The sequence below is a fragment of the Escherichia sp. MOD1-EC5950 genome, from assembly GCF_002965345.1.
Lineage (GTDB): Bacteria > Pseudomonadota > Gammaproteobacteria > Enterobacterales > Enterobacteriaceae > Escherichia > Escherichia marmotae.
This window is the reverse complement of sequence record NZ_PTSR01000009.1, coordinates 73,903-95,984: the sequence shown is the minus strand read 5'-3', so window position 1 is coordinate 95,984 and position 22,082 is coordinate 73,903. Positions and strand designations below refer to the sequence as shown.

Below are 22,082 nucleotides of genomic sequence, written 5' to 3'. Positions count from 1 at the left end.
TTTAACAACGACGCGAAAATTGCGGGCGTTGTCTGATGATTTATAAAAATGAGGCTTTAAACATGGTACCTGTGGTCGCGCTTGTCGGGCGCCCTAACGTAGGAAAATCCACGTTATTTAACCGTCTAACTCGCACCCGAGATGCGCTGGTTGCGGATTTCCCGGGTCTGACTCGTGACCGTAAGTACGGTCGTGCGGAAATTGAAGGCCGCGAGTTTATCTGTATTGATACCGGCGGGATTGACGGCACAGAAGACGGTGTAGAAACCCGCATGGCGGAACAATCGCTGCTGGCGATTGAAGAGGCGGATGTGGTGCTGTTTATGGTGGATGCACGCGCGGGTCTGATGCCAGCGGATGAAGCCATTGCCAAACATCTGCGTTCCCGCGAAAAGCCAACCTTCCTGGTGGCGAATAAAACTGACGGACTGGATCCGGATCAAGCAATCGTTGATTTTTATTCACTTGGTTTAGGTGAAATCTACCCGATTGCCGCTTCGCATGGTCGTGGTGTTTTGAGTCTGCTTGAGCATGTTCTGCTACCGTGGATGGAAGATATCGCGCCGCAAGAAGAAGTGGATGAAGACGCGGAATATTGGGCGCAATTTGAAGCGCAAGAGAATGGCGAGGAAGAAGAAGAGGAAGACGACTTCGATCCGCAAAGTCTGCCGATCAAACTGGCGATAGTGGGTCGTCCGAACGTGGGTAAGTCTACACTCACTAACCGTATTCTCGGTGAAGAGCGCGTGGTGGTTTACGACATGCCCGGGACTACGCGTGACAGCATCTACATTCCAATGGAACGTGATGGACGTGAGTATGTACTCATTGACACAGCAGGCGTACGTAAACGTGGCAAAATTACCGATGCGGTAGAGAAGTTCTCGGTAATCAAAACGTTGCAGGCAATTGAAGATGCCAACGTTGTGATGCTGGTGATTGATGCACGCGAAGGTATTTCCGATCAGGATCTCTCCCTGCTGGGCTTTATTCTCAATAGTGGGCGCTCACTTGTGATTGTGGTGAACAAGTGGGATGGCCTGAGCCAGGAAGTGAAGGAGCAGGTGAAAGAGACGCTGGACTTCCGTCTGGGCTTTATCGATTTTGCTCGCGTGCACTTTATCTCTGCGTTGCATGGTAGTGGCGTTGGTAACCTGTTTGAATCAGTGCGTGAAGCGTATGACAGCTCTACCCGTCGCGTAGGCACGTCTATGCTGACGCGTATCATGACTATGGCTGTTGAAGACCACCAGCCGCCGCTGGTTCGCGGTCGTCGCGTGAAGCTGAAATATGCCCACGCCGGTGGTTACAACCCGCCGATTGTGGTAATCCACGGCAACCAGGTAAAAGACCTGCCGGATTCCTATAAGCGTTATCTGATGAATTACTTCCGCAAATCTCTGGATGTGATGGGTACGCCGATTCGTATTCAGTTCAAAGAAGGGGAAAACCCGTATGCGAACAAGCGTAACACCCTGACGCCGACCCAGATGCGTAAGCGCAAGCGTCTGATGAAGCACATCAAAAAAAATAAGTAATAGTAGGTAAGTACTTATCTATAGTTTCCCTCTCGTAAGTAGGGGGAAACTTATCGAAGGAGTTTATATGGAACTCAACTGCCCAATCTGTCAGAAACCTCTCGAGCGTAATGGTGACATCGCTCATTGTGAAACCTGTGACAAAAATTTCTCTCTCCAGGCATTGTGCCCTGATTGCCATCAGCCTTTGCAGGTACTCAAAGCCTGCGGTGCGGTAGATTACTTCTGTCAGAATGGTCACGGGCTTATTTCCCGCAAACGTGTTGAGTTTGTCCTTCCTGAATATTAAGTTTTATTTAAAATTTATATTCACACTATAAAAATTAGATTTATCAGTGTCTGGTCGATAAACAGATCGGTTAGACCATTTTAATTAAAATTGTATTTATATTTGCTTGAGTGATTTTTCCTTTATGTGTGGAATATACTGCCTGTCATTATTAATTTTTTGTATTGATATATTATTCAGGGATGGTGCATTGGGGGCGCTGTATTGTAATGATACTGATCTCTGGTGCAGCCATTGCCGCACCGGAGACAAACATTAAACAAAATAACGACCCATAGCTCGAGTTCGGCAGCGAAGCGACCCGACAAGAAGCACAAAATAATAAAGGAACTTCATTTAAAAAACGCAGTGCCGATTACATCACCAACTCTGCAACACAAGGGTTTGAAAAACACATCGACCTCTGTTGAAAACAGAATTACCTTCTGGTGCAGTTGTTGTGGTGGCACCAAATGTCGCCAACGAAACCTGGGCGTTGGGACACTGAGTTGATTCAGGCAAATGTGATATAGCAAAACAGTGTGGAAGTATGAGTAATACGCCAGGGTACATTCAGTGATGCCCGGATTATATCTGGTGTTGGCATGGTGATATTGCCGGATGCGATACTGGCGCATCTTATCCGGCCTACGGATTAGCCGCTTTTTTACGTGGTTTGCGGGTTTTCATAACTGAACTGACTTCGCTGACCACCACGCCATCACCTAACCGCGTGGTCAACGTATCGCCCGCTTTGACCTGCTTAACCTGTTTCAGCACTGTGCCATCGGCGGCGCTGGTTACGCTATATCCACGCGCCAGTGTTGACAGCGGGCTCACGGCTTCCAGGTGTGTTACTGCATTACCAAAACGTTCACGTGTTACGCTAAGTTGTGCGTGTAACACTTCCGCCAGACGATATTCCAGTTGCTGAATCCGCGTTTGCGCGCGATGAATACGTGACTGCGGATTTTGCTGGGTTAGTCGCTGTGTTAATCGCTGCTGTTGCTGTCCGACACGTTTTAGCTGATTTTCCAGTGCAAAGCTCATCCGCTTTTGTAGACGTTCGAGAGTGGTTTGCTGACGCGCCAGCCGTAGCTGTGGGTGCTGCTGCTGTAATCGATGATGAATCTGTGTAAAACGCCGGGTGCGATTGGCGAGATAATAATCCATCGCCATCTCCAGTCGCTGACGGGCAGATTGCACCTGACGGAGTAATTCTTGCTGATTACGGCTCACCACTTCGGCGGCAGCCGATGGTGTGGGTGCTCGTAAATCGGCAACAAAATCGGCAATGGTCACATCAGTTTCATGTCCAACGGCGCTGACAACCGGAATGTGACTGGCAAAAATCGCCCGCGCTACGCGTTCGTCATTAAAACTCCATAAATCTTCTAGCGACCCGCCGCCGCGCCCGACAATCAATACGTCGCACTCGTTGCGCTTATTCGCCAGTTCAATGGCGCGAACAATTTGCCCAGGCGCATCATCACCCTGTACGGAGGTAGGATAGATGATCACGGGTAGAGACGGATCGCGGCGTTTAAGCACATGCAAAATATCGTGCAACGCGGCACCGGTTTTTGAGGTGATGACACCTACACAGTGCGCGGGGGAGGGGAGTGGCTTCTTAAACTGTTGATCGAACAAACCTTCAGCCTGCAATTTCGCTTTTAGCTGTTCATACTTCTGTTGCAACAAGCCTTCACCGGCGGGCTGCATACTTTCAACGATTATCTGATAGTCACCACGCGGCTCATACAGCGTAATATTGGCGCGAACCAGCACCTGTTGCCCGTGCTGTGGGCGAAAGGCTACCCGGCGGTTGCTGTTACGGAACATTGCGCAGCGCACCTGGGCGGTATCGTCTTTGAGCGTAAAATACCAGTGACCGGAAGCCGGTTGCGTGAAGTTAGATATTTCACCGCTGATCCATACCTGTCCCATCTCATGCTCAAGCAGCAGACGAACCGTTTGATTCAGGCGACTAACGGTAAAAATTGCAGGGGATTGAGAAGGTAACATGTGAGCGAGATCAAATTCTAAATCAGCAAGTTATTCAGTCGATAGTAACCCGCCAGCAGGGGATAGCAAGCATTTTTTGCAAAAAGGGGTAGATGCAATCGGTTACGCTCTGTATAATGCCGCGGCAATATTTATTAACCACTCTGGTCGAGATATTGCCCATGCTACGTATCGCTAAAGAAGCTCTGACGTTTGACGACGTTCTCCTCGTTCCTGCTCATTCTACCGTCCTGCCGAATACCGCTGACCTCAGCACTCAACTGACGAAAACTATTCGTCTGAACATCCCTATGCTTTCCGCAGCAATGGATACCGTAACGGAAGCGCGCCTGGCTATTGCCCTGGCTCAGGAAGGCGGTATTGGCTTTATCCACAAAAACATGTCCATTGAACGCCAGGCGGAAGAAGTTCGCCGCGTGAAAAAACACGAGTCTGGCGTGGTGACTGACCCGCAGACTGTTCTGCCAACCACGACTCTGCGCGAGGTGAAAGAACTGACCGAGCGTAACGGTTTTGCTGGCTACCCGGTAGTAACCGAAGAAAACGAACTGGTTGGTATCATCACCGGTCGTGACGTGCGTTTTGTGACCGACCTGAATCAGCCGGTTAGCGTTTACATGACGCCGAAAGAGCGTCTGGTGACCGTGCGTGAAGGCGAAGCCCGTGAAGTTGTGCTGACCAAAATGCACGAAAAACGCGTTGAGAAAGCGCTGGTGGTTGATGATGAATTCCACCTGATTGGCATGATCACCGTGAAAGATTTCCAGAAAGCGGAGCGTAAACCGAACGCCTGTAAAGACGAGCAAGGCCGTCTGCGTGTTGGTGCGGCGGTTGGTGCTGGCGCAGGTAACGAAGAGCGTGTTGATGCGCTGGTGGCCGCTGGTGTTGACGTTCTGCTGATCGACTCCTCTCACGGTCACTCTGAAGGTGTTCTGCAACGTATTCGCGAAACCCGAGCCAAATACCCGGATCTGCAAATCATCGGCGGTAACGTCGCCACTGCTGCAGGCGCTCGTGCGCTGGCGGAAGCCGGTTGTAGCGCGGTTAAAGTTGGTATCGGCCCTGGTTCTATTTGTACCACCCGTATCGTCACTGGCGTAGGTGTTCCGCAGATCACCGCCGTTGCTGACGCAGTAGAAGCCCTGGAAGGCACCGGTATTCCAGTTATCGCTGACGGTGGTATTCGCTTCTCCGGCGATATCGCTAAAGCTATCGCTGCTGGCGCAAGCGCGGTGATGGTAGGCTCCATGCTGGCAGGTACGGAAGAATCTCCGGGTGAAATCGAACTCTACCAGGGCCGTTCTTATAAATCTTACCGTGGTATGGGCTCTCTGGGCGCGATGTCCAAAGGTTCTTCTGACCGTTACTTCCAGAGCGACAACGCCGCTGACAAACTGGTGCCAGAAGGCATCGAAGGCCGTGTGGCTTACAAAGGTCGCCTGAAAGAGATCATCCACCAGCAGATGGGCGGTCTGCGCTCCTGTATGGGCCTGACCGGCTGTGGTACTATCGACGAGCTGCGTACTAAAGCGGAGTTTGTACGTATCAGCGGTGCTGGCATTCAGGAAAGCCACGTTCATGACGTGACCATCACCAAAGAGTCCCCGAACTACCGTATGGGCTCCTGATTCTCTTCGCCCGACTTCATGTCGGGCGATTTATATTACCTGTTTCACTTGCCTCGGAATAAGCGTCAATGACGGAAAACATTCATAAGCATCGCATCCTCATTCTGGACTTCGGTTCACAGTACACCCAACTGGTTGCGCGCCGCGTGCGTGAGCTGGGCGTTTACTGTGAACTGTGGGCATGGGATGTGACAGAAGCACAAATTCGTGACTTCAACCCAAGCGGCATTATTCTTTCCGGCGGCCCGGAAAGCACCACCGAAGAAAACAGCCCGCGAGCGCCGCAGTATGTCTTTGAAGCAGGCGTACCGGTATTCGGCGTTTGCTATGGTATGCAGACCATGGCGATGCAGTTAGGTGGCCATGTTGAAGCCTCTAACGAGCGTGAGTTTGGTTATGCACAGGTTGAAGTACAAACTGATAGCGCGCTCATTCGTGGCATCGAAGATGCGTTAAGTGCGGACGGCAAACCGCTGCTTGACGTGTGGATGAGCCACGGCGATAAGGTAACTGCAATTCCTGAGGGTTTCGTTACCGTAGCCAGCACCGAAAGTTGCCCGTTTGCCATAATGGCTAACGAAGAAAAACGTTTCTATGGCGTACAGTTCCACCCGGAAGTGACTCACACCCGTCAGGGGATGCGTATGCTGGAGCGTTTTGTGCGCGATATTTGCCAGTGTGAAGCACTGTGGACACCAGCAAAAATTATCGATGACGCCGTAGCCCGCATTCGCGAGCAGGTGGGCGATGATAAAGTGATCCTTGGCCTCTCTGGTGGCGTGGACTCTTCTGTTACTGCGATGCTTCTGCACCGTGCTATCGGTAAAAACCTGACCTGCGTATTCGTCGACAACGGCCTGCTGCGTCTGAATGAAGCTGAACAGGTAATGGATATGTTTGGTGATCGCTTCGGCCTGAACATCATTCACGTTCCGGCAGAAGAGCGTTTCCTGGCTGCGCTGGCGGGTGAAAACGATCCGGAAGCTAAACGTAAAATCATCGGTCGCGTCTTCGTTGAAGTATTCGATGAAGAAGCGCTGAAACTGGAAGATGTAAAGTGGCTGGCGCAGGGGACTATCTACCCTGACGTTATTGAATCCGCCGCTTCTGCGACGGGTAAAGCGCACGTTATCAAATCTCACCACAACGTAGGCGGCCTGCCGAAAGAGATGAAGATGGGCCTGGTTGAACCGCTGAAAGAGCTGTTCAAAGACGAAGTGCGTAAGATTGGTCTGGAGCTGGGTCTGCCGTACGACATGCTGTACCGCCACCCGTTCCCGGGGCCTGGCCTTGGCGTTCGCGTGCTGGGTGAAGTGAAGAAAGAGTACTGCGACCTGCTGCGCCGTGCGGATGCCATCTTCATTGAAGAACTGCGTAAAGCTGATCTGTACGACAAAGTCAGCCAGGCATTCACTGTCTTCCTGCCAGTACGCTCCGTAGGCGTAATGGGCGATGGTCGTAAATATGACTGGGTTGTCTCTCTGCGTGCTGTCGAAACCATCGACTTTATGACCGCACACTGGGCGCACCTGCCATATGATTTCTTAGGGCGCGTTTCCAACCGTATTATCAATGAAGTGAATGGTATTTCCCGCGTGGTGTATGACATCAGCGGTAAGCCGCCAGCTACTATTGAGTGGGAATAAACCCGAACACTAAATGCTGAGGTTTTCTATTCGTACGAGGCTTCAGCATATTTTGGTAACAAAACCCTCTGTTCATCCACTGGAGGGTTTTTTATGCAATTAAAAAGCCCATAATCCTCACGAATTACAGGCCTGGTAGTGGAAAGACGATTAATTAAACCAACTGTCTGATTTATTCTCTTCTGCTTTACCCACGCTTTTCATCAAATCACGACCACCTTCAGTCATATTCCTGTTAGCGTCAGCTTCAGATTGTACAACATCGGTTTGCGCTGCTTTGTGTTTCAGTTCCTGATCGATAAATTCGTTCTCACGCTTAACGCGCGCTTCTTCTTTTGCCAGCGCCAGTTTTTGCTTCTGAATCTCTAAGTTGCGCAGCTCATCTTCATAACTTTGATCGCGCTTTTTATCCGCAGTGAATTCGGCGTCCCGTTTATCCTGGCGAGCTTTTTTATCCGCTGCTGCTGCTGCCGCTCTTTTATTCGCTGCGGCCTGAGCGTTTGCGCGCCGTTGCTTCTCTTGCTGGATTTCCCTGTTGCGCTCCGCAACCCATTCGTCATGCTGCCTTTGTTCTTCATTTTTGCCTTGCTGTTCAGCTTCTGCGACCGCAGAGAGTTGATCCTGTAATGAAGAGGCGAAAGCCGGGCTACTAACAGCAGCTAATATGGCGGCGCAAAGAAAAACTTTCTTCATGAGTCCTCCTGATAGTTAGCTCTTTTCAGGACATTTTGTATTTGGCTGAATACGCGTTTCGTTATAAGTGGTGGTAATAACAACGGCTAAACCCGTTGTGAACTGGCATTCTTTACCCACCTGAGTGGAGGTGTACACTTTGGTGCCTTCCTTATAAGTTAAAGAGACACCTTCCACTAAGGTTTTATCATTCACCATAGTACCCGCTGCCGCGCCTACAGCTCCGCCACCAACTGCACCAGCCGTTGTTCCGGAGTTACTACCAGATCCAACGTTATGGCCGATAACGCCGCCTGCGACAGCGCCAATAAGTGCGCCAAAGGCTTGCGCATTCCGTTTATTTTGTGAGTTATCTACGGCAACTTTTGCGGGAAGAATGGAGATAATATTAACGGTTTTAGTTTCTTGCTTTGTATTCAGTTGATCGGTTTGATAGACATCGGCGGCATGGTCGTCAGCATTTGACTGGCATCCTGCCAGGGTGAATGACGCTAAAATTGCCACAGGCAGAAAACATTTTTTAAATTTCATCACTATTCCTTGTTGTACACATTACGAAAAATAAGACATTTAAGATCATCAAAAGAAGAAAGTAAATGTATTGCGGATAAAGGAATAGATTTAATTTATTAAAATTCACCAGGGTAATAAATTAATAAAAAATATAATTGAAATATATATATTAATTTAATGTTTATTCCGTCCTTAGGCAAGATGATCGTCAGTCAGGGCAAAGAGGCGAGATTTAAGGTGAAAGAATGCTTGCCGCTTTGATAACAACAAAGAGCAACAGCATCTGACAACATTGAGCCGTCTTGTTCAGGAAGGATGACGAAGGTAACCGCTAACGTTGTACCGATGATTCGATAGAGAGTGTGGATTGTTGAGCTTCTTTTTTGCTCTGATGATGCTGCCAGGCACTGACGGACGAGTAGATAAAGCGGCCAAAGAAGAAGATAAAGCTAATGAGTAGTACGATACGGGTCATACGACTGTTAAATCGGTGTCGTTTTCGCATACTGGTTGCCTGACTCACAAAAGGTTCCTTGAAGTATGTCCCACTCAGGAGACGGTACTTACATTAAGGCACATCAGGAAAAAATGGTCAATTCTTCGTTATGTAAAAAAGCGTCAGTGGATACATATTTTAATGTTATGGAAATTAATTTAATTATTTACAGTGCTGATGTAATAATGATGAATTAACATAATAAACGTAATAATTCATTAATCAGGGTTATTTTGTTTGATATATATCAATTGGAACTTTCATATGACACTTAGAATCAATGTCCTCTATAGCGATGAGTAATCATCTTTCGAAGTCAGGTGGGATGCCTGTCTGAATACACCCCTTCAGGATGTGGGGGATTCTGCTGAGCATCTATGAAACTGAATGCAACTTATATAAAAATACGTGATAAATGGTGGGGGCTTCCGCTGATCCTGCCTTCTTTAATTTTACCTGTTTTCGCACAAATAAATACTTTCGCGCATATTTCCTCTGGTGAAGTATTTCTCTTTTATCTGCCCCTGGCTCTGATGATCAGCATGATGATGTTTTTTGGCTGGGCAGCATTACCGGGTATAGCATTAGGCATTTTTGTTCGTAAGTATGCGGAGCTTGGCCTTTACGAAACGCTTTCGTTAACGGCTAATTTTATTATCATTATTATTATTTGTTGGGGCGGTTACAGGGTCTTTACTCCCCGGCGTAACAACGTTTCACATGGCGATACCCGCTTAATTTCCCAGCGAATTTTTTGGCAGATTTTTTTTCCTGCAACGTTGTTCCTGGTGCTTTTCCAGTTTGCGGCGTTTGTAGGATTACTGGCGAGCAAAGAAAATCTGGTAGGCGTCATGCCTTTTAACCTTGGAACCTTAATCAATTATCAGGCCCTGCTGGTCGGTAATCTTATCGGTGTCCCGCTGTGCTATTTCATCATTCGGGTGGTGCGAAATCCACTTTATTTACGTAGCTATTATTCGCAGTTAAAACAGCAGGTTGACAGAAAAGTGACCAAAAAAGAATTTGCGATCTGGTTACTGGCTTTAGGTACGTTGCTGTTGCTGTTATGTATGCCGTTAAATGAAAAAAGCACAATTTTTAGCACCAACTATACGTTATCGTTATTGTTGCCGCTGATGATGTGGGGAGCAATGCGCTACGGCTATAAGTTTATATCGCTGCTCTGGGCGGTAGTGCTGATGATCAGTATTCACTGCTATCAGAATTACATTCCCCTTTATCCAGGATATACCACGCAACTGACCATAACTTCCTCCAGTTATTTAGTTTTTTCTTTTATTGTCAATTATATGGCTGTACTGGCAACCCGTCAGCGAGCGGTGGTCAGACGCATTCAACGGCTTGCCTATGTGGACCCGGTTGTTCATCTGCCAAATATTCGCGCCCTGAACCGCGCGCTGCGCGATGCACCCTGGTCCGTGCTATGTTATTTACGCATCCCAGGCATGGAAATGCTGGTAAAGAACTATGGCATCATGCTACGCATTCAATATAAACAAAAAATTTCACACTGGCTGACATCATTGCTGGAGCCGGGCGAATCTGTTTATCAGCTTTCCGGCAACGACCTTGCGTTACGATTGAATACAGAATCACACCAGGAGCGCATTACCGCGCTGGATAACCATCTGAAGCAGTTTCGTTTCTTTTGGGATGGAATGCCGTTACAACCTCAGATTGGCGTTAGTTATTGCTATGTCCGCTCACCGGTTAATCATATATACCTGCTGCTCGGGGAGTTAAATACGGTTGCCGAACTTTCCATCGTGACCAATACCCCGGAAAATATGCAACGTCGTGGGGCAATGTATTTACAACGGGAATTAAAAGACAAAGTGGCGATGATGAATCGGCTACAGCAGGCGCTTGAGCATAACCAGTTTTGCCTGATGGCCCAGCCGATTACTGGGGTGCGTGGTGATGTCTATCATGAAATTCTGCTGCGCATGAAAGGAGAGAACGATGAACTCATCAATCCTGACAATTTCTTACCGGTTGCGCATGAATTTGGCTTATCGTCCAGCATCGACATGTGGGTCATCGAACATACACTGCAATTTATGGCGGAAAATAGAGAAAAAATGCCTGCCCGCCGATTTGCTATTAACCTGTCGCCAACTTCCGTTTGTCAGGCGCATTTTCCTTTGAACGTCAGTCATTTTTTAGCTAAATATCAAATAGAAGCGTGGCAGCTTATTTTTGAGGTAACAGAAAGTAATATCCTGACCAATGTTAAACAGGCACAGAATACGTTGCAGCATCTTCAGGAGTTAGGATGCCAAATTGCAATTGATGATTTTGGCACCGGCTATGCCAGTTATGCGCGGCTAAAAAATGTGAATGCCAATTTATTAAAAATTGATGGCAGCTTCATACGCAATATTGTCTCGAATAGTCTGGATTACCAGATAGTGGCGTCAATTTGTCATCTGGCGCGAATGAAGAAAATGCAAGTGGTTGCGGAATATGTTGAAAATGAAGAGATTCGCCAGGCGGTTCATTCTTTGGGTATTGATTACCTGCAAGGCTTTTTGATTGGTGAACCGCAACTGTTAGTGGATATGCTGGATGAAAGAGAACCTGTCCGGGAAAGCGCGTAATTTATTGGGGCCGACATAACATGTTGGCCCGTTTTCATTTCATCTTAAGCCGCGATTTCAGGCGTGCTTTCTTCTTCAATTTTTAACCGCCAGCCAGCCACGCCTTCCCAGTATTCTTGCTCTTTTTCCAGATCAAGCAGAACCAGCGCGTTCTGGCTAAACCAGTCATGCGGAAAACGCAGAGTCCAGTGGCTGTCATCGGTAATCAGCGTTAATGTCGGTGGGGTAGTGGTTGCCTGACGTTGGTTGTTTAGCAATACGCCAAGGCGCAATAGCTGGATTAAGGGCAGAAACTGCTTCTTCTTAAACAGCGTAAAGCGCGGCAGATCGTCGAGCTTAATCGCTTTACGGTGATAGCGTACCAGCGTCGCCATCATCAATTGTTGTTCCTGATTAAAACCCGGTAAGTCGCTGTTTTGCAGGATATAGGCCGAATGGCGATGCAATCCGCTATGGTTGATATTTAACCCGACCTCATGCAGCATGGCGGCCCAGCGTAGCAAGGCTTCCAGTTGCGGATGCGCCAGCTTCGGTTGTTGTTCCCGCCACTGTTCGTACATCTGCATGGTGGTTTCCAGCACCCGCCGTGCCTGTTCACTGTCAATGTGATACTGGTTGGCGAGGCTGCTGGCGGTACGACTACGTACATCCTGATGGCGAAAACGGCCTTCCATTTCATAAAGTACGCCTTCGCGTAGCGCACCGTCAGAAAGCCGCAGTTCACGGATAGCTAAGGCATCAAACACACCGCATAAAATTGCCAGTCCAGGGACAAATACGGTTTTCCGTTCTTCGGAAAGGCCCGGTAAACTAAGCGATGCAAAATTACGATGGCGTAAAACTTCTTTCACCAGTTTTTCGAGACGTTCCGGGGTAATAATCCCGTCTTTCTCGCCCATTTCCATCAACACTTCATGGGCGGCTTTAATGGTGCCGGAAGCGCCCATTGCCACGTTCCAGCCCTGAATCCGGAATTGCCAGGTTAAGGTTTCCAGTTTTTGCGCCGCTGCCATGCGTGCGCGCTGAAAATTCTCTTTATTGATGACGCCACCCTGGAAATAAAGCTGGGCAAAGCTGACGCAACCCATTCGGCGGCTTTCCACGAGAATGGGTTCAAAATTTTCGCCAATCACCAGTTCCGTTGAGCCGCCGCCAATATCAATAACCAGCTTGCGGCCTTTTTCCGGTTGGGTATGCTCCACGCCCATAAAAATCAGACGTGCTTCTTCATTACCGGAGATAATTTCAATCGGGTAGGGGATAACCTTTTCTGCTCGCTTCAGAAAGTCAGTGGCATTCAGCGCCTGACGTAGCGTATGGGTCCCAACAATACAGACGCTGGAAGGAGAAAATCCTTGCAGGCGTTCGGCAAACAGCGACAGGCAGTTTAAGCCGCGCGTCATTGCTTCTTCACTCAACATATTATCTGGCCCCAGACCGTCCGCCAGATGCACACGCTGTTTCAGGCGACCAATAATCTGCATTGCGCCATCCACCACACGGGCAATGACCATGTGGAAACTGTTTGAACCAAGGTCGACCGCAGCAAACTCCTGTGGACGAGGGGATTTGTCGTGTATTGGCATAGGGTTATTCAGATTGTTCGAGTGATTTGATGTAGTCGTAAATCGCCAACTGCGCCCGTACTTTGCGGCGGTTACCGCGGGGAACGTAGCGATTACTGAGTTCTTTATCGATATAACGCGCTTTGACTGTATCGCTGAACAGAATTTCGATGATGTCCAGTACCCGCTGCTTCAGCCGTGGGTCGAGCAGTGGCGTTGCCACTTCAATACGATAATCAATATTGCGTGTCATCCAGTCGGCGGAGGACAGGTAAACCTTTTTATCGCCGCCATTTTCAAAAATATAAACCCGGTCATGTTCCAGGTAACGATCGACAATGCTGATAGCACGGATGTTATCGCTAATGCCTTCCAGATTAGGGATCAGTGAACACATCCCGCGCACCAGCAGATTCACCGGCACGCCGGAGCTGGAGGCCGCATACAGACGATCAACCAGACCTTTATCGACCAGGTTATTCAATTTCAGGGTAATACCGCTGGGTAGCCCTTGTTGAGCATTGGCGATCTCGCGGTCTACCATTTCATACAGCAGGCGACGAGAGTTTTGCGGTGACACCATTAAATAATCGAATGTCACGGGACGGTATGGATTTTCAATAAAATTGAACACTCGCCGTACTTCGTTGGTGATACGCGCATCGGCAGTCAGTAGCGAGTAGTCGGTATAAAGGCGCGCCGTTTTTTCGTTAAAGTTCCCGGTTCCGATATGCGCATAACGCACAACTTCGCCGTTTTCTTTACGCGAAATCAGGAATAATTTGGCATGAATCTTCAGCCCCGGGGCAGAGAAGATCACATGTACTCCCGCTTCGGTAAGCCGCTTCGCCCAATGAATGTTAGCTTCTTCGTCGAAACGTGCCTGTAACTCAACCACCACGGTGACTTTCTTACCGTTGTGCGCGGCGTGGATCATCGAGTCGATGATGCGCGAATCTTTCGCCACGCGGTAAATGTTAATTTTAATCGCCAGTACGCTTGGGTCGAACGAGGCCTGGCGTAGCAGTTCCAGCACGTGCTCAAAAGTGTGATAAGGATAATAGAGCAGCACATCGTGTTCGCGAATGGCGTCAAAACCGTTGCGGAACTGGGCTTTATCAAACCATATATGGCGTAAACGCGGCAGTGGTTTGTTCACCAGATTGGCTTTGCCGACATTGGGGAAATTAATAAAGTCTTTAAAATTGTGATAACGGCCGCCGGGTACGATGGAGTCGTAGCGGGAGATGGTCAGTTTCTCACGCAACACTTCAACCAGCGCACTGGGCATATCGCGTTGATAAACAAAACGTACCGGTTCTGCGGTTAAGCGCTGCTTCAGGCTGGAAGACATCAACTCCATCAGGCTGGCTTCCATCTCGTGCACTAAATCGTATTCGGCATCGCGGGTCATCTTCATCGAATAGGCATTCAGCGCGTCGTAATCAAAGAAGCCTTTGAAAATATCATCAAGGCAGTAACGCAGAATGTTATCCAACAGAATCATTGGCTTGCGTCGACGCGGTGCTTCCGGCGGTAAATTCACAAAGCGCGGCACTTTATCTGATGGGATCTCCAGCAGCGCGTAACGGATGGTATCGCCACGGATAATTTCCACCGCCAGATAGGTGTAATCATCTTTCAGGAACTGCACTAAATCAGTGTCAGCATTGATTAAAATCGGCGTAATGTGCTGACGCAGATACTGCTTAAAGTAATGACGCAGCCAGTTTTGTTGATTGACGGAGAGCTGGCGTTCATTAATCAGGAAGATCTGGTTACGCGCCATCTCCAGCAGCAGTTCGTTGTAGAGACCGTCGAATTCCTGATCGGCTTTCAGCACGCGGGACTGAATTTTGCCCAGTAAATGGCGGGAATGAGAGTTAGAACCTTGTTCTTCGCTAATAATGATGCGTCGCTTCAGTTCAGCGAAGCGGACTTTATAGAACTCATCAAGGTTATTGGAATAGATCCCAAGGAAACGCATCCTTTCAATCAGCGGGTTAGATTTGTCCGCCGCTTCCTGAAGCACGCGTTCATTGAACGATAACCAACTGAGCTCTTTTTCGATGTATAGCTTTTCCTGACCCATTACCACTTTTACTCCGTTTTATTCACGGGACACTGCCTGGATATTATGGCGAGCAATATTGGCAGATGTCCAACTATGCCAGAAAAGGGGGAAAAAAACTGCTGGAGCTTGCGATTTACAAGGGAATTGAAAAGCGCCAACGGTAGAGCTGACGCTTTAACTACGGGGGCATTACTCGTCGGCGGCGTAACCCTGCGGCGGCAGGCGTTGACCATCCAGCCACGCGGCGTTTTCGTGCATCTTCAGACGCCCATCGGCAAACCAGCTAATTACCAGTGGGTAAATAGCGTGTTCCTGGGTTTGCACGCGGGCGATGATTTCATCTTCCGTATCACCTGCAAATACCGGGACTTTTGCCTGTAAAACAACCGGTCCGCCGTCCAGTTCATCGGTGACGAAATGCACCGATGTGCCGTGTTCCTCATCACCATTTTCCAGCGCCTGGCGATGGGTATGCAAACCGGGATATTTTGGTAGTAGGGAAGGGTGGATGTTCAACAAACGCCCGGTGTAGTGAGAAACAAACGTCGGGCTGAGAATGCGCATAAAACCGGCCAGCACGACCACGTCGGGTGCGTACATGTCGATTTCGTGAATCAACTCCCGGTCATAGGCTTCACGACTGTCAAACGCGCTGGAGATGAGCGTATGTGTTGCAATACCGGCTTTGCGGGCGCGTTCAAGGCCGAACGCGTCGGCCTTATTGCTGAAAACTGCCCGTAGGGTGCCTTTAATTTTGTTGGTTTTGCAGGCGTCAATAATTGCCTGCAAATTACTTCCGTTGCCGGAAATAAGCACCACAATATTCATTATTCGATAACCACGCGTTGTTCGGAATCAGAGGCTTTGATGATACCGATTTTCCACGCGTTTTCACCGTTGTCATTGAGCAGGGCGAGAGCTTTGTCCACTTCCGGAGCCGGCAGGGCGATAATCATCCCGACGCCGCAGTTGAAGGTGCGATACATTTCATGGCGGCTGACATTGCCTGCCGTTTGCAGCCAGTTGAATACTTCCGGCCATTGCCAGGAGGATTCATCAATCACTGCCTGGGTATTTTCCGGCAATACGCGCGGAATATTTTCCCAAAAGCCGCCACCGGTCAGATGCGCAATGGCGTGCACATCCACTTTTTCGATCAACTCCAGTACCGATTTCACATAAATACGGGTTGGGGCCAGCAGATGATCGGCTAATGGTTTGCCGTCGAGTTCAGTGGTTTGCGGATCGCAGCCACTGACTTCAAGAATTTTGCGTACCAGCGAATAGCCGTTCGAGTGCGGGCCGCTGGAGCCGAGAGCAATCAGCACATCGCCGTCGCTGACTTTCGAACCGTCGATGATTTCTGATTTTTCTACCACCCCAACACAGAAACCAGCTACGTCATAATCTTCGCCGTGATACATCCCCGGCATCTCTGCCGTTTCGCCACCCACTAGCGAGCAGCCCGATTGCAGACACCCTTCCGCGATGCCGCTGATCACCGATGAGGCAGTATCAACATCCAGTTTTCCGGTTGCGTAATAGTCGAGGAAAAACAGCGGTTCAGCGCCTTGCACCACCAGGTCGTTAACGCACATGGCGACCAGATCGATACCGATAGTGTCGTGACGTTTTAAGTCCATCGCCAGACGCAGCTTGGTGCCTACGCCGTCAGTGCCGGAAACCAACACGGGTTCGCGATATTTTTGCGGCAGCGCACACAACGCACCGAAGCCGCCCAGACCGCCCATCACTTCCGGGCGACGCGTTTTCTTCACTACGCCTTTGATTCTTCCAACCAGAGCATTACCCGCGTCAATATCAACACCGGCATCTTTGTAGCTAAGAGAGGTTTTATCGGTCACTGCTTGGGTCCCCACGCGTTACTTGCGGTAGAAAAATAAAATTCGGCGCAATTCTAACAGGGAAAGCAAACGTTTGCGAGACTGCTTTACACAACCTTTTTTACCCCCTTTTTGCTGAGCGAGAGGTGAAAAAATGCGCGAGCAGAGGCAACGAATGATTTATTGCCAGGATAATTATCTTTTTTAACTATTTGAATGTTAAATGTATTTATCTAAATTTTCTATGGGTTTGACTAAAATCAACGAAAATAATATTGCCGCCTTGAAGAAAGGCGGTATAATCCGTCGATTTTTTTTGTGGCTGCCCCTCAAAGGAGAAAGAGTATGAAGATCGTGGAAGTCAAACACCCACTCGTCAAACACAAGCTGGGACTGATGCGTGAGCAAGATATCAGCACCAAGCGCTTTCGCGAACTCGCTTCCGAAGTGGGTAGCCTGCTGACTTACGAAGCGACCGCTGACCTCGAAACTGAAAAAGTAACCATCGAAGGCTGGAACGGCCCGGTGGAAATCGACCAAATTAAAGGTAAAAAAATTACCGTAGTGCCGATTCTGCGTGCCGGTCTGGGGATGATGGACGGCGTTCTGGAAAACGTTCCGAGTGCGCGTATCAGCGTAGTCGGTATGTACCGTAATGAAGAAACACTGGAGCCGGTGCCGTACTTCCAGAAACTGGTGTCTAACATCGATGAGCGTATGGCGCTGATCGTTGACCCAATGCTGGCAACCGGTGGTTCAGTTATCGCCACCATTGACCTACTGAAAAAAGCAGGTTGCAGCAGCATTAAAGTGTTGGTGCTGGTGGCAGCTCCAGAAGGCATCGCTGCGCTGGAAAAAGCGCACCCGGACGTTGAGCTTTATACCGCATCGATTGACCAGGGACTGAACGAGCACGGATACATTATTCCGGGTCTTGGCGATGCCGGTGATAAAATCTTTGGTACAAAATAAAGAATAAAAATAATTAAAGCCGACTTTAAGAGTCGGCTTTTTTTTGAGTAAAGCGCCTATAACACATAATACAGAGGAATATACTATGACGCGCCGTGCTATCGGGGTGAGTGAAAGACCGCCACTTTTACAGACAATCCCGCTTAGTTTGCAACATTTGTTCGCCATGTTTGGTGCAACCGTCCTGGTGCCCGTCTTATTTCATATTAATCCGGCGACCGTACTGCTATTTAACGGTATCGGAACGCTACTGTATCTCTTCATTTGTAAAGGCAAAATCCCGGCTTATCTCGGTTCCAGCTTTGCCTTTATTTCACCGGTATTATTGTTGTTGCCGTTGGGTTATGAAGTCGCGTTGGGCGGCTTTATTATGTGCGGCGTGCTGTTCTGCCTGGTTTCTTTTATTGTGAAGAAAGCGGGAACCGGCTGGCTGGACGTCCTGTTTCCGCCCGCAGCAATGGGCGCGATCGTTGCCGTCATCGGTCTGGAGCTGGCAGGCGTAGCTGCCGGTATGGCTGGCTTACTCCCGGCTGAAGGGCAAACACCTGATTCCAAAACCGTCATCATTTCTATTACCACCCTGGCAGTCACGGTTTTAGGTTCCGTGCTGTTCCGTGGTTTCCTGGCGATTATCCCGATTTTGATTGGCGTGCTGGTGGGTTATGCGCTCTCCTTTGCGATGGGGATCGTCGATACCACGCCGATTATTAACGCTCACTGGTTTGCACTGCCAACCCTTTATACACCGCGCTTCGAGTGGTTTGCTATTCTGACTATTCTGCCAGCGGCGCTGGTGGTGATTGCCGAACACGTGGGGCATCTGGTCGTAACGGCTAACATTGTGAAGAAAGATCTGCTGCGCGATCCGGGCCTGCATCGTTCGATGTTCGCTAACGGTCTGTCGACCGTGATCTCCGGTTTCTTTGGTTCCACACCAAACACCACCTACGGGGAAAACATCGGTGTTATGGCGATCACCCGCGTATACAGTACATGGGTAATCGGCGGCGCGGCGATTTTCGCCATCCTGCTTTCCTGCGTTGGTAAACTGGCTGCCGCTATCCAGATGATCCCTCTGCCGGTGATGGGCGGCGTTTCACTGCTGCTTTACGGCGTGATTGGTGCTTCTGGTATTCGTGTGCTGATTGAATCGAAAGTGGATTACAACAAAGCTCAGAACCTGATCCTGACTTCTGTTATTTTGATCATCGGCGTCAGTGGCGCGAAGGTAAACATCGGCGCGGCGGAGCTGAAAGGCATGGCGCTGGCGACTATCGTCGGTATCGGCTTAAGCCTGATCTTCAAACTGATTAGCGTGCTGCGCCCTGAAGAAGTGGTGCTGGACGCAGAAGACGCGGATATAACAGATAAATAATGTACAGACCGGGCAGTGTTGCTGCCCGGTTCAAACATAATGGAATTCTGTGGTAAACTTCTCGCGATTTTGTGGAATCCCTGGTTGAGGTATCTCTGAACACACCGGCACAGCTCTCTTTGCCACTTTATCTTCCTGACGACGAAACCTTTGCAAGTTTCTGGCCGGGGGATAACTCCTCTCTACTGGCCGCGCTGCAAAATGTGCTGCGTCAGGAACATAGCGGTTACATTTATCTCTGGGCACGCGAAGGCGCGGGGCGCAGCCATCTGCTGCACGCGGCTTGCGCGGAATTGTCGCAGCGTGGCGATGCGGTGGGTTATGTCCCGCTGGATAAACGCACCTGGTTTGTCCCGGAAGTGCTCGACGGTATGGAGCATTTGTCGCTGGTCTGCATCGACAATATTGAGTGTATTGCTGGCGATGAGTTGTGGGAGATGGCGATTTTCGATCTCTACAATCGGATTCTGGAGTCGGGCAAAACGCGGTTGTTGATCACCGGCGATCGCCCTCCGCGCCAGTTGAATCTGGGATTACCTGATCTCGCGTCTCGTCTCGACTGGGGGCAGATCTACAAATTGCAGCCGCTTTCTGATGAAGATAAGTTGCAGGCGCTACAGTTACGTGCTCGTTTGCGTGGTTTTGAACTGCCGGAAGATGTGGGACGTTTCTTGCTGAAGCGACTCGACAGAGAGATGCGCACGCTATTTATGACGTTGGATCAGTTGGATCGCGCGTCTATTACCGCGCAACGTAAGTTGACCATTCCGTTTGTGAAAGAGATTTTGAAGCTGTAAACGGGACGTTTATTGTCGGATGCGGCGCGAGCGCCTTATCCGACCTACTCGAATCAAGTTCATTGTATTTGTAGGCCGGATAAGACTCGTCAAGCGTCGCATCCGGCAATATGCCTTAGCTACCGAAGGGGTACATCTTAACCCACGATTTCCAGCACCTGCTCCGGCGGACGACCAATGCGCGCTTTGCCATTCGCGACCACAATCGGGCGTTCCATCAGCTTCGGATTCTCCACCATCGCCTGAATCAGCGCCTCTTCGCTAAGCGAACTGTCAGCCAGATTCAGCTCTTTATAAAGATCCTCTTTCTGGCGCATTAATTCACGGGCGCTGTTCATCCCCAGCATGTTCAGCAAATCACGCAGCGTTGCCGCATCAGCGGGGGTTTCAAGGTAGAGCACTACTTCAGGCTCTACGCCGTTTTCTTTCAGCAAGTTCAGCGTTTCACGGCTCTTTGAACAGCGCGGGTTATGGTAGATTTTTACCTGTTTGGTCATTGTTCTTCCTTTAATGCGAATTACATCTTGGTATAAGGCTTAAAGCGTTCCTGCAACTGGCGCAACTGGTCGATACGCGCATCATAGCGGGCCTGTTGCAGACTGCCTAATTTCACCTGCGAACTGGCGCTACTCAATAAGGAAATGGCCTGATCGAGTCGCCCGGCGAGCGCATAACCTTCTGCTCGCGCAGCCAGTTCCTGATCGCGGTTATTTAGCGCGGCCTCCGCCTGTGCCAGTAAATCCCAGCCATTAATGTCATCTTTATTATTAAAGGTGTAGCGATTCAGAATATTGGCCGCTTCCTGTGGTTGACCACCTTGCAAATAAGCATTCGCCAGGTTGAGCTGCAACACCGGATTGGTGCGTAAATCTCGAGCATTTTTCAGCCGATTGATCGCGTCATTGGCTTTGTTTTGCCCAAGGTCGATATCGGTTGCCAGATCGAGAAACCATGCATTCGTTGGTTCTGCCGTCAGTAATGGCTGAAGCGTTTTCCGCGCCTCGTCGTATTTATTGGCTTCCATCGCCTGCAAAGCACGACCATACTGCGCCGCGCGCTGCTGGCGAACGTTACCTTTCGCCCATTCATCCAGTAAATCGCTGGTGAGCTGGTTACGCCCGGAATTGTACATCCCCAGTGTGCGAGCTTTCGCCAGATAGAAATCTTCTGACGATTGCACCACCATCGGGCGCATCTGATTAGCACGGTTACGGGCATCTGCCAGACGGCTTTCCGGTAACGGGTGCGTCAGCAAAATTTCTGGCGGACGCGAAGAGTAGCGCGCCTGATCGAGCAATTTTTCGAGGAAAGTCGGCATCGCCTGCGGATCGAACCCCGAGCGTTGCAGCACCTGGATACCAATACGGTCTGCTTCCTGTTCGTTTTGCTGAGTGAAACTGATCATCCCCTGGCGTGTTCCCGCCAGCGTACCGGTCAGCGCCGCCATCCCCGCCTGCGGGCTGGCCATCGCCAGTAAAATAGAACCTAGCGCGCCAACCCAGGTCAGTGGTGCGCTACGCTGCTGATCTTCCATCGCTCGCGCCAGGTGACGTTGGGTGACGTGGGAGATTTCGTGCGCCATAACCGAAGCCAACTGGCTTTCGTTATCGGAATAACGGAACAGGGCAGAGTGCAGCACCACGTTGCCGCCAAAGAAAGCAAAGGCGTTAATTTCGTCGTTATTGATCAGAAAGAAATGGAACGGCGTCTTCACTGAGTTGGCATGTGAAACCAGGCGCATCCCCAACGAATTAATATATTGTGTTAACAGTGGGTCATTAATTAATGGTGCGCTACCGCGTAGCTGGCGAACGTAATAGTCGCCCATCTGCATTTCCTGACCAATGGAAAGCGTGCTTCCCGCGGAGGTTCCCATATCCGGCAAGGTGTCTGTGCTGTCGGCAAACGCCGGGGCTACCTGACCGATGGTCATGGCAGCAATGAGGGTAGCAACCAGGTTTTTTTTCAACTGCCTGAACATAACCTCTGTCCTGTATTTCTGGAGATAGTCATTTGACCGATACTGT

At 49.6% G+C, this 22,082-nt stretch carries 19 protein-coding genes; 9 read left to right on the top strand and 10 right to left on the bottom strand.

What is annotated here, in order from left to right; translation table 11 throughout:
- The first annotated feature begins 62 nt into the window (after positions 1–62).
- Both der and BEA93_RS11915 read left to right on the top strand, forming a co-directional pair.
- Positions 63–1,538: a ribosome biogenesis GTPase Der gene (gene der, locus BEA93_RS11920; RefSeq protein ID WP_001516872.1), complete on the top strand. Its 1,476-nt coding sequence runs from the start codon at positions 63–65 to the stop codon at positions 1,536–1,538.
- 67 nt (positions 1,539–1,605) lie between these two features.
- A complete protein-coding gene (locus BEA93_RS11915) occupies positions 1,606–1,827 on the top strand; it encodes a zinc ribbon domain-containing protein (RefSeq protein ID WP_000422354.1) in 222 nt (73 codons plus the stop codon).
- Between the two features lie 627 nt (positions 1,828–2,454).
- On the opposite strand, the gene xseA is transcribed toward BEA93_RS11915, so the two are convergent.
- Positions 2,455–3,831 (bottom strand): exodeoxyribonuclease VII large subunit, encoded by a 1,377-nt coding sequence (gene xseA / locus BEA93_RS11910; RefSeq protein WP_105224814.1) that lies wholly within the window; start codon positions 3,829–3,831, stop codon positions 2,455–2,457.
- Between the two features lie 161 nt (positions 3,832–3,992).
- Between xseA and guaB the strand changes: the two genes are divergently transcribed.
- Together guaB and guaA are read left to right on the top strand one after the other, a co-directional pair.
- On the top strand, positions 3,993–5,459 hold the full coding sequence (gene guaB / locus BEA93_RS11905; RefSeq protein WP_001516870.1) for an IMP dehydrogenase: 1,467 nt from the start codon (positions 3,993–3,995) through the stop codon (positions 5,457–5,459).
- 68 nt (positions 5,460–5,527) lie between these two features.
- Complete coding sequence (guaA, locus tag BEA93_RS11900; RefSeq protein WP_000138266.1) at positions 5,528–7,105, top strand: glutamine-hydrolyzing GMP synthase; 1,578 nt, start codon at positions 5,528–5,530, stop codon at positions 7,103–7,105.
- A gap of 150 nt (positions 7,106–7,255) precedes the next feature.
- Here guaA and BEA93_RS11895 read toward each other — a convergent pair whose 3' ends face one another.
- The 3 genes from BEA93_RS11895 to BEA93_RS11885 form a co-directional block, all read right to left on the bottom strand.
- Entirely contained in the window at positions 7,256–7,798 is a 543-nt protein-coding gene (locus BEA93_RS11895) for a DUF5384 family protein (protein WP_000755156.1), read from the bottom strand.
- Positions 7,799–7,813: 15 nt separating this feature from the next.
- A complete protein-coding gene (locus tag BEA93_RS11890; protein WP_010378956.1) occupies positions 7,814–8,332 on the bottom strand; it encodes a glycine zipper 2TM domain-containing protein in 519 nt (172 codons plus the stop codon).
- Positions 8,333–8,642: 310 nt separating this feature from the next.
- Positions 8,643–8,834, bottom strand: a complete 192-nt coding sequence (locus tag BEA93_RS11885) for a YfgG family protein (protein ID WP_000076002.1) — start codon at positions 8,832–8,834, stop codon at positions 8,643–8,645.
- Positions 8,835–8,851: 17 nt separating this feature from the next.
- Here BEA93_RS11885 and BEA93_RS25305 point away from each other — a divergent pair, with 17 nt between their 5' ends.
- Positions 8,852–9,004 (top strand): hypothetical protein, encoded by a 153-nt coding sequence (locus BEA93_RS25305; RefSeq protein ID WP_000019728.1) that lies wholly within the window; start codon positions 8,852–8,854, stop codon positions 9,002–9,004.
- Positions 9,005–9,184: 180 nt separating this feature from the next.
- Positions 9,185–11,428, top strand: a complete 2,244-nt coding sequence (locus BEA93_RS11875) for a bifunctional diguanylate cyclase/phosphodiesterase (RefSeq protein WP_016249067.1) — start codon at positions 9,185–9,187, stop codon at positions 11,426–11,428.
- A 44-nt stretch (positions 11,429–11,472) separates the two neighbouring features.
- Here the strand turns inward: BEA93_RS11875 and ppx are convergent, their stop codons facing one another.
- From ppx to purM, 4 genes are all read right to left on the bottom strand, one after another.
- The gene (ppx, locus tag BEA93_RS11870; protein ID WP_001121375.1) at positions 11,473–13,014 is read right to left on the bottom strand and encodes an exopolyphosphatase; all 1,542 of its coding nucleotides are present in this window, start codon (positions 13,012–13,014) and stop codon (positions 11,473–11,475) included.
- Positions 13,015–13,018: 4 nt separating this feature from the next.
- Positions 13,019–15,085: a polyphosphate kinase 1 gene (gene ppk1 / locus BEA93_RS11865; protein ID WP_001516868.1), complete on the bottom strand. Its 2,067-nt coding sequence runs from the start codon at positions 15,083–15,085 to the stop codon at positions 13,019–13,021.
- Between the two features lie 171 nt (positions 15,086–15,256).
- Entirely contained in the window at positions 15,257–15,895 is a 639-nt protein-coding gene (gene purN / locus BEA93_RS11860) for a phosphoribosylglycinamide formyltransferase (protein WP_105224828.1), read from the bottom strand.
- Entirely contained in the window at positions 15,895–16,932 is a 1,038-nt protein-coding gene (gene purM, locus BEA93_RS11855) for a phosphoribosylformylglycinamidine cyclo-ligase (RefSeq protein ID WP_001516867.1), read from the bottom strand. The genes purN and purM overlap by 1 nt, the downstream gene beginning before the upstream one ends.
- A 324-nt stretch (positions 16,933–17,256) precedes the next feature.
- On the opposite strand from purM, the gene upp reads away from it, so the two are divergent.
- The 3 genes from upp (at position 17,257) to BEA93_RS11840 (ending at position 20,055) form a co-directional block, all read left to right on the top strand.
- On the top strand, positions 17,257–17,883 hold the full coding sequence (gene upp, locus BEA93_RS11850; protein WP_001295473.1) for a uracil phosphoribosyltransferase: 627 nt from the start codon (positions 17,257–17,259) through the stop codon (positions 17,881–17,883).
- A gap of 85 nt (positions 17,884–17,968) precedes the next feature.
- The gene (uraA, locus tag BEA93_RS11845; RefSeq protein WP_016249065.1) at positions 17,969–19,258 is read left to right on the top strand and encodes a uracil permease; all 1,290 of its coding nucleotides are present in this window, start codon (positions 17,969–17,971) and stop codon (positions 19,256–19,258) included.
- 95 nt (positions 19,259–19,353) lie between these two features.
- A complete protein-coding gene (locus BEA93_RS11840; RefSeq protein ID WP_001307333.1) occupies positions 19,354–20,055 on the top strand; it encodes a DnaA inactivator Hda in 702 nt (233 codons plus the stop codon).
- 137 nt (positions 20,056–20,192) lie between these two features.
- On the opposite strand, the gene arsC is transcribed toward BEA93_RS11840, so the two are convergent.
- Together arsC and bepA are read right to left on the bottom strand one after the other, a co-directional pair.
- Entirely contained in the window at positions 20,193–20,552 is a 360-nt protein-coding gene (gene arsC, locus BEA93_RS11835; RefSeq protein WP_000166463.1) for an arsenate reductase (glutaredoxin), read from the bottom strand.
- Between the two features lie 20 nt (positions 20,553–20,572).
- Positions 20,573–22,036: a beta-barrel assembly-enhancing protease gene (gene bepA, locus BEA93_RS11830; protein ID WP_000489687.1), complete on the bottom strand. Its 1,464-nt coding sequence runs from the start codon at positions 22,034–22,036 to the stop codon at positions 20,573–20,575.
- Positions 22,037–22,082 lie beyond the last annotated feature (46 nt).

Coding starts and splice junctions, on each gene's coding strand:
- der (WP_001516872.1), top strand. CDS start 63: ATGGTACCTGTGGTCGCGCTTGTCGGGCGCCCTAACGTAGGAAAATCC.
- BEA93_RS11915 (WP_000422354.1), top strand. CDS start 1,606: ATGGAACTCAACTGCCCAATCTGTCAGAAACCTCTCGAGCGTAATGGT.
- xseA (WP_105224814.1), bottom strand. CDS start 3,831: ATGTTACCTTCTCAATCCCCTGCAATTTTTACCGTTAGTCGCCTGAAT.
- guaB (WP_001516870.1), top strand. CDS start 3,993: ATGCTACGTATCGCTAAAGAAGCTCTGACGTTTGACGACGTTCTCCTC.
- guaA (WP_000138266.1), top strand. CDS start 5,528: ATGACGGAAAACATTCATAAGCATCGCATCCTCATTCTGGACTTCGGT.
- BEA93_RS11895 (WP_000755156.1), bottom strand. CDS start 7,798: ATGAAGAAAGTTTTTCTTTGCGCCGCCATATTAGCTGCTGTTAGTAGC.
- BEA93_RS25305 (WP_000019728.1), top strand. CDS start 8,852: ATGTCCCACTCAGGAGACGGTACTTACATTAAGGCACATCAGGAAAAA.
- BEA93_RS11875 (WP_016249067.1), top strand. CDS start 9,185: ATGAAACTGAATGCAACTTATATAAAAATACGTGATAAATGGTGGGGG.
- ppx (WP_001121375.1), bottom strand. CDS start 13,014: ATGCCAATACACGACAAATCCCCTCGTCCACAGGAGTTTGCTGCGGTC.
- ppk1 (WP_001516868.1), bottom strand. CDS start 15,085: ATGGGTCAGGAAAAGCTATACATCGAAAAAGAGCTCAGTTGGTTATCG.
- purN (WP_105224828.1), bottom strand. CDS start 15,895: ATGAATATTGTGGTGCTTATTTCCGGCAACGGAAGTAATTTGCAGGCA.
- upp (WP_001295473.1), top strand. CDS start 17,257: ATGAAGATCGTGGAAGTCAAACACCCACTCGTCAAACACAAGCTGGGA.
- uraA (WP_016249065.1), top strand. CDS start 17,969: ATGACGCGCCGTGCTATCGGGGTGAGTGAAAGACCGCCACTTTTACAG.
- arsC (WP_000166463.1), bottom strand. CDS start 20,552: ATGACCAAACAGGTAAAAATCTACCATAACCCGCGCTGTTCAAAGAGC.
- bepA (WP_000489687.1), bottom strand. CDS start 22,036: ATGTTCAGGCAGTTGAAAAAAAACCTGGTTGCTACCCTCATTGCTGCC.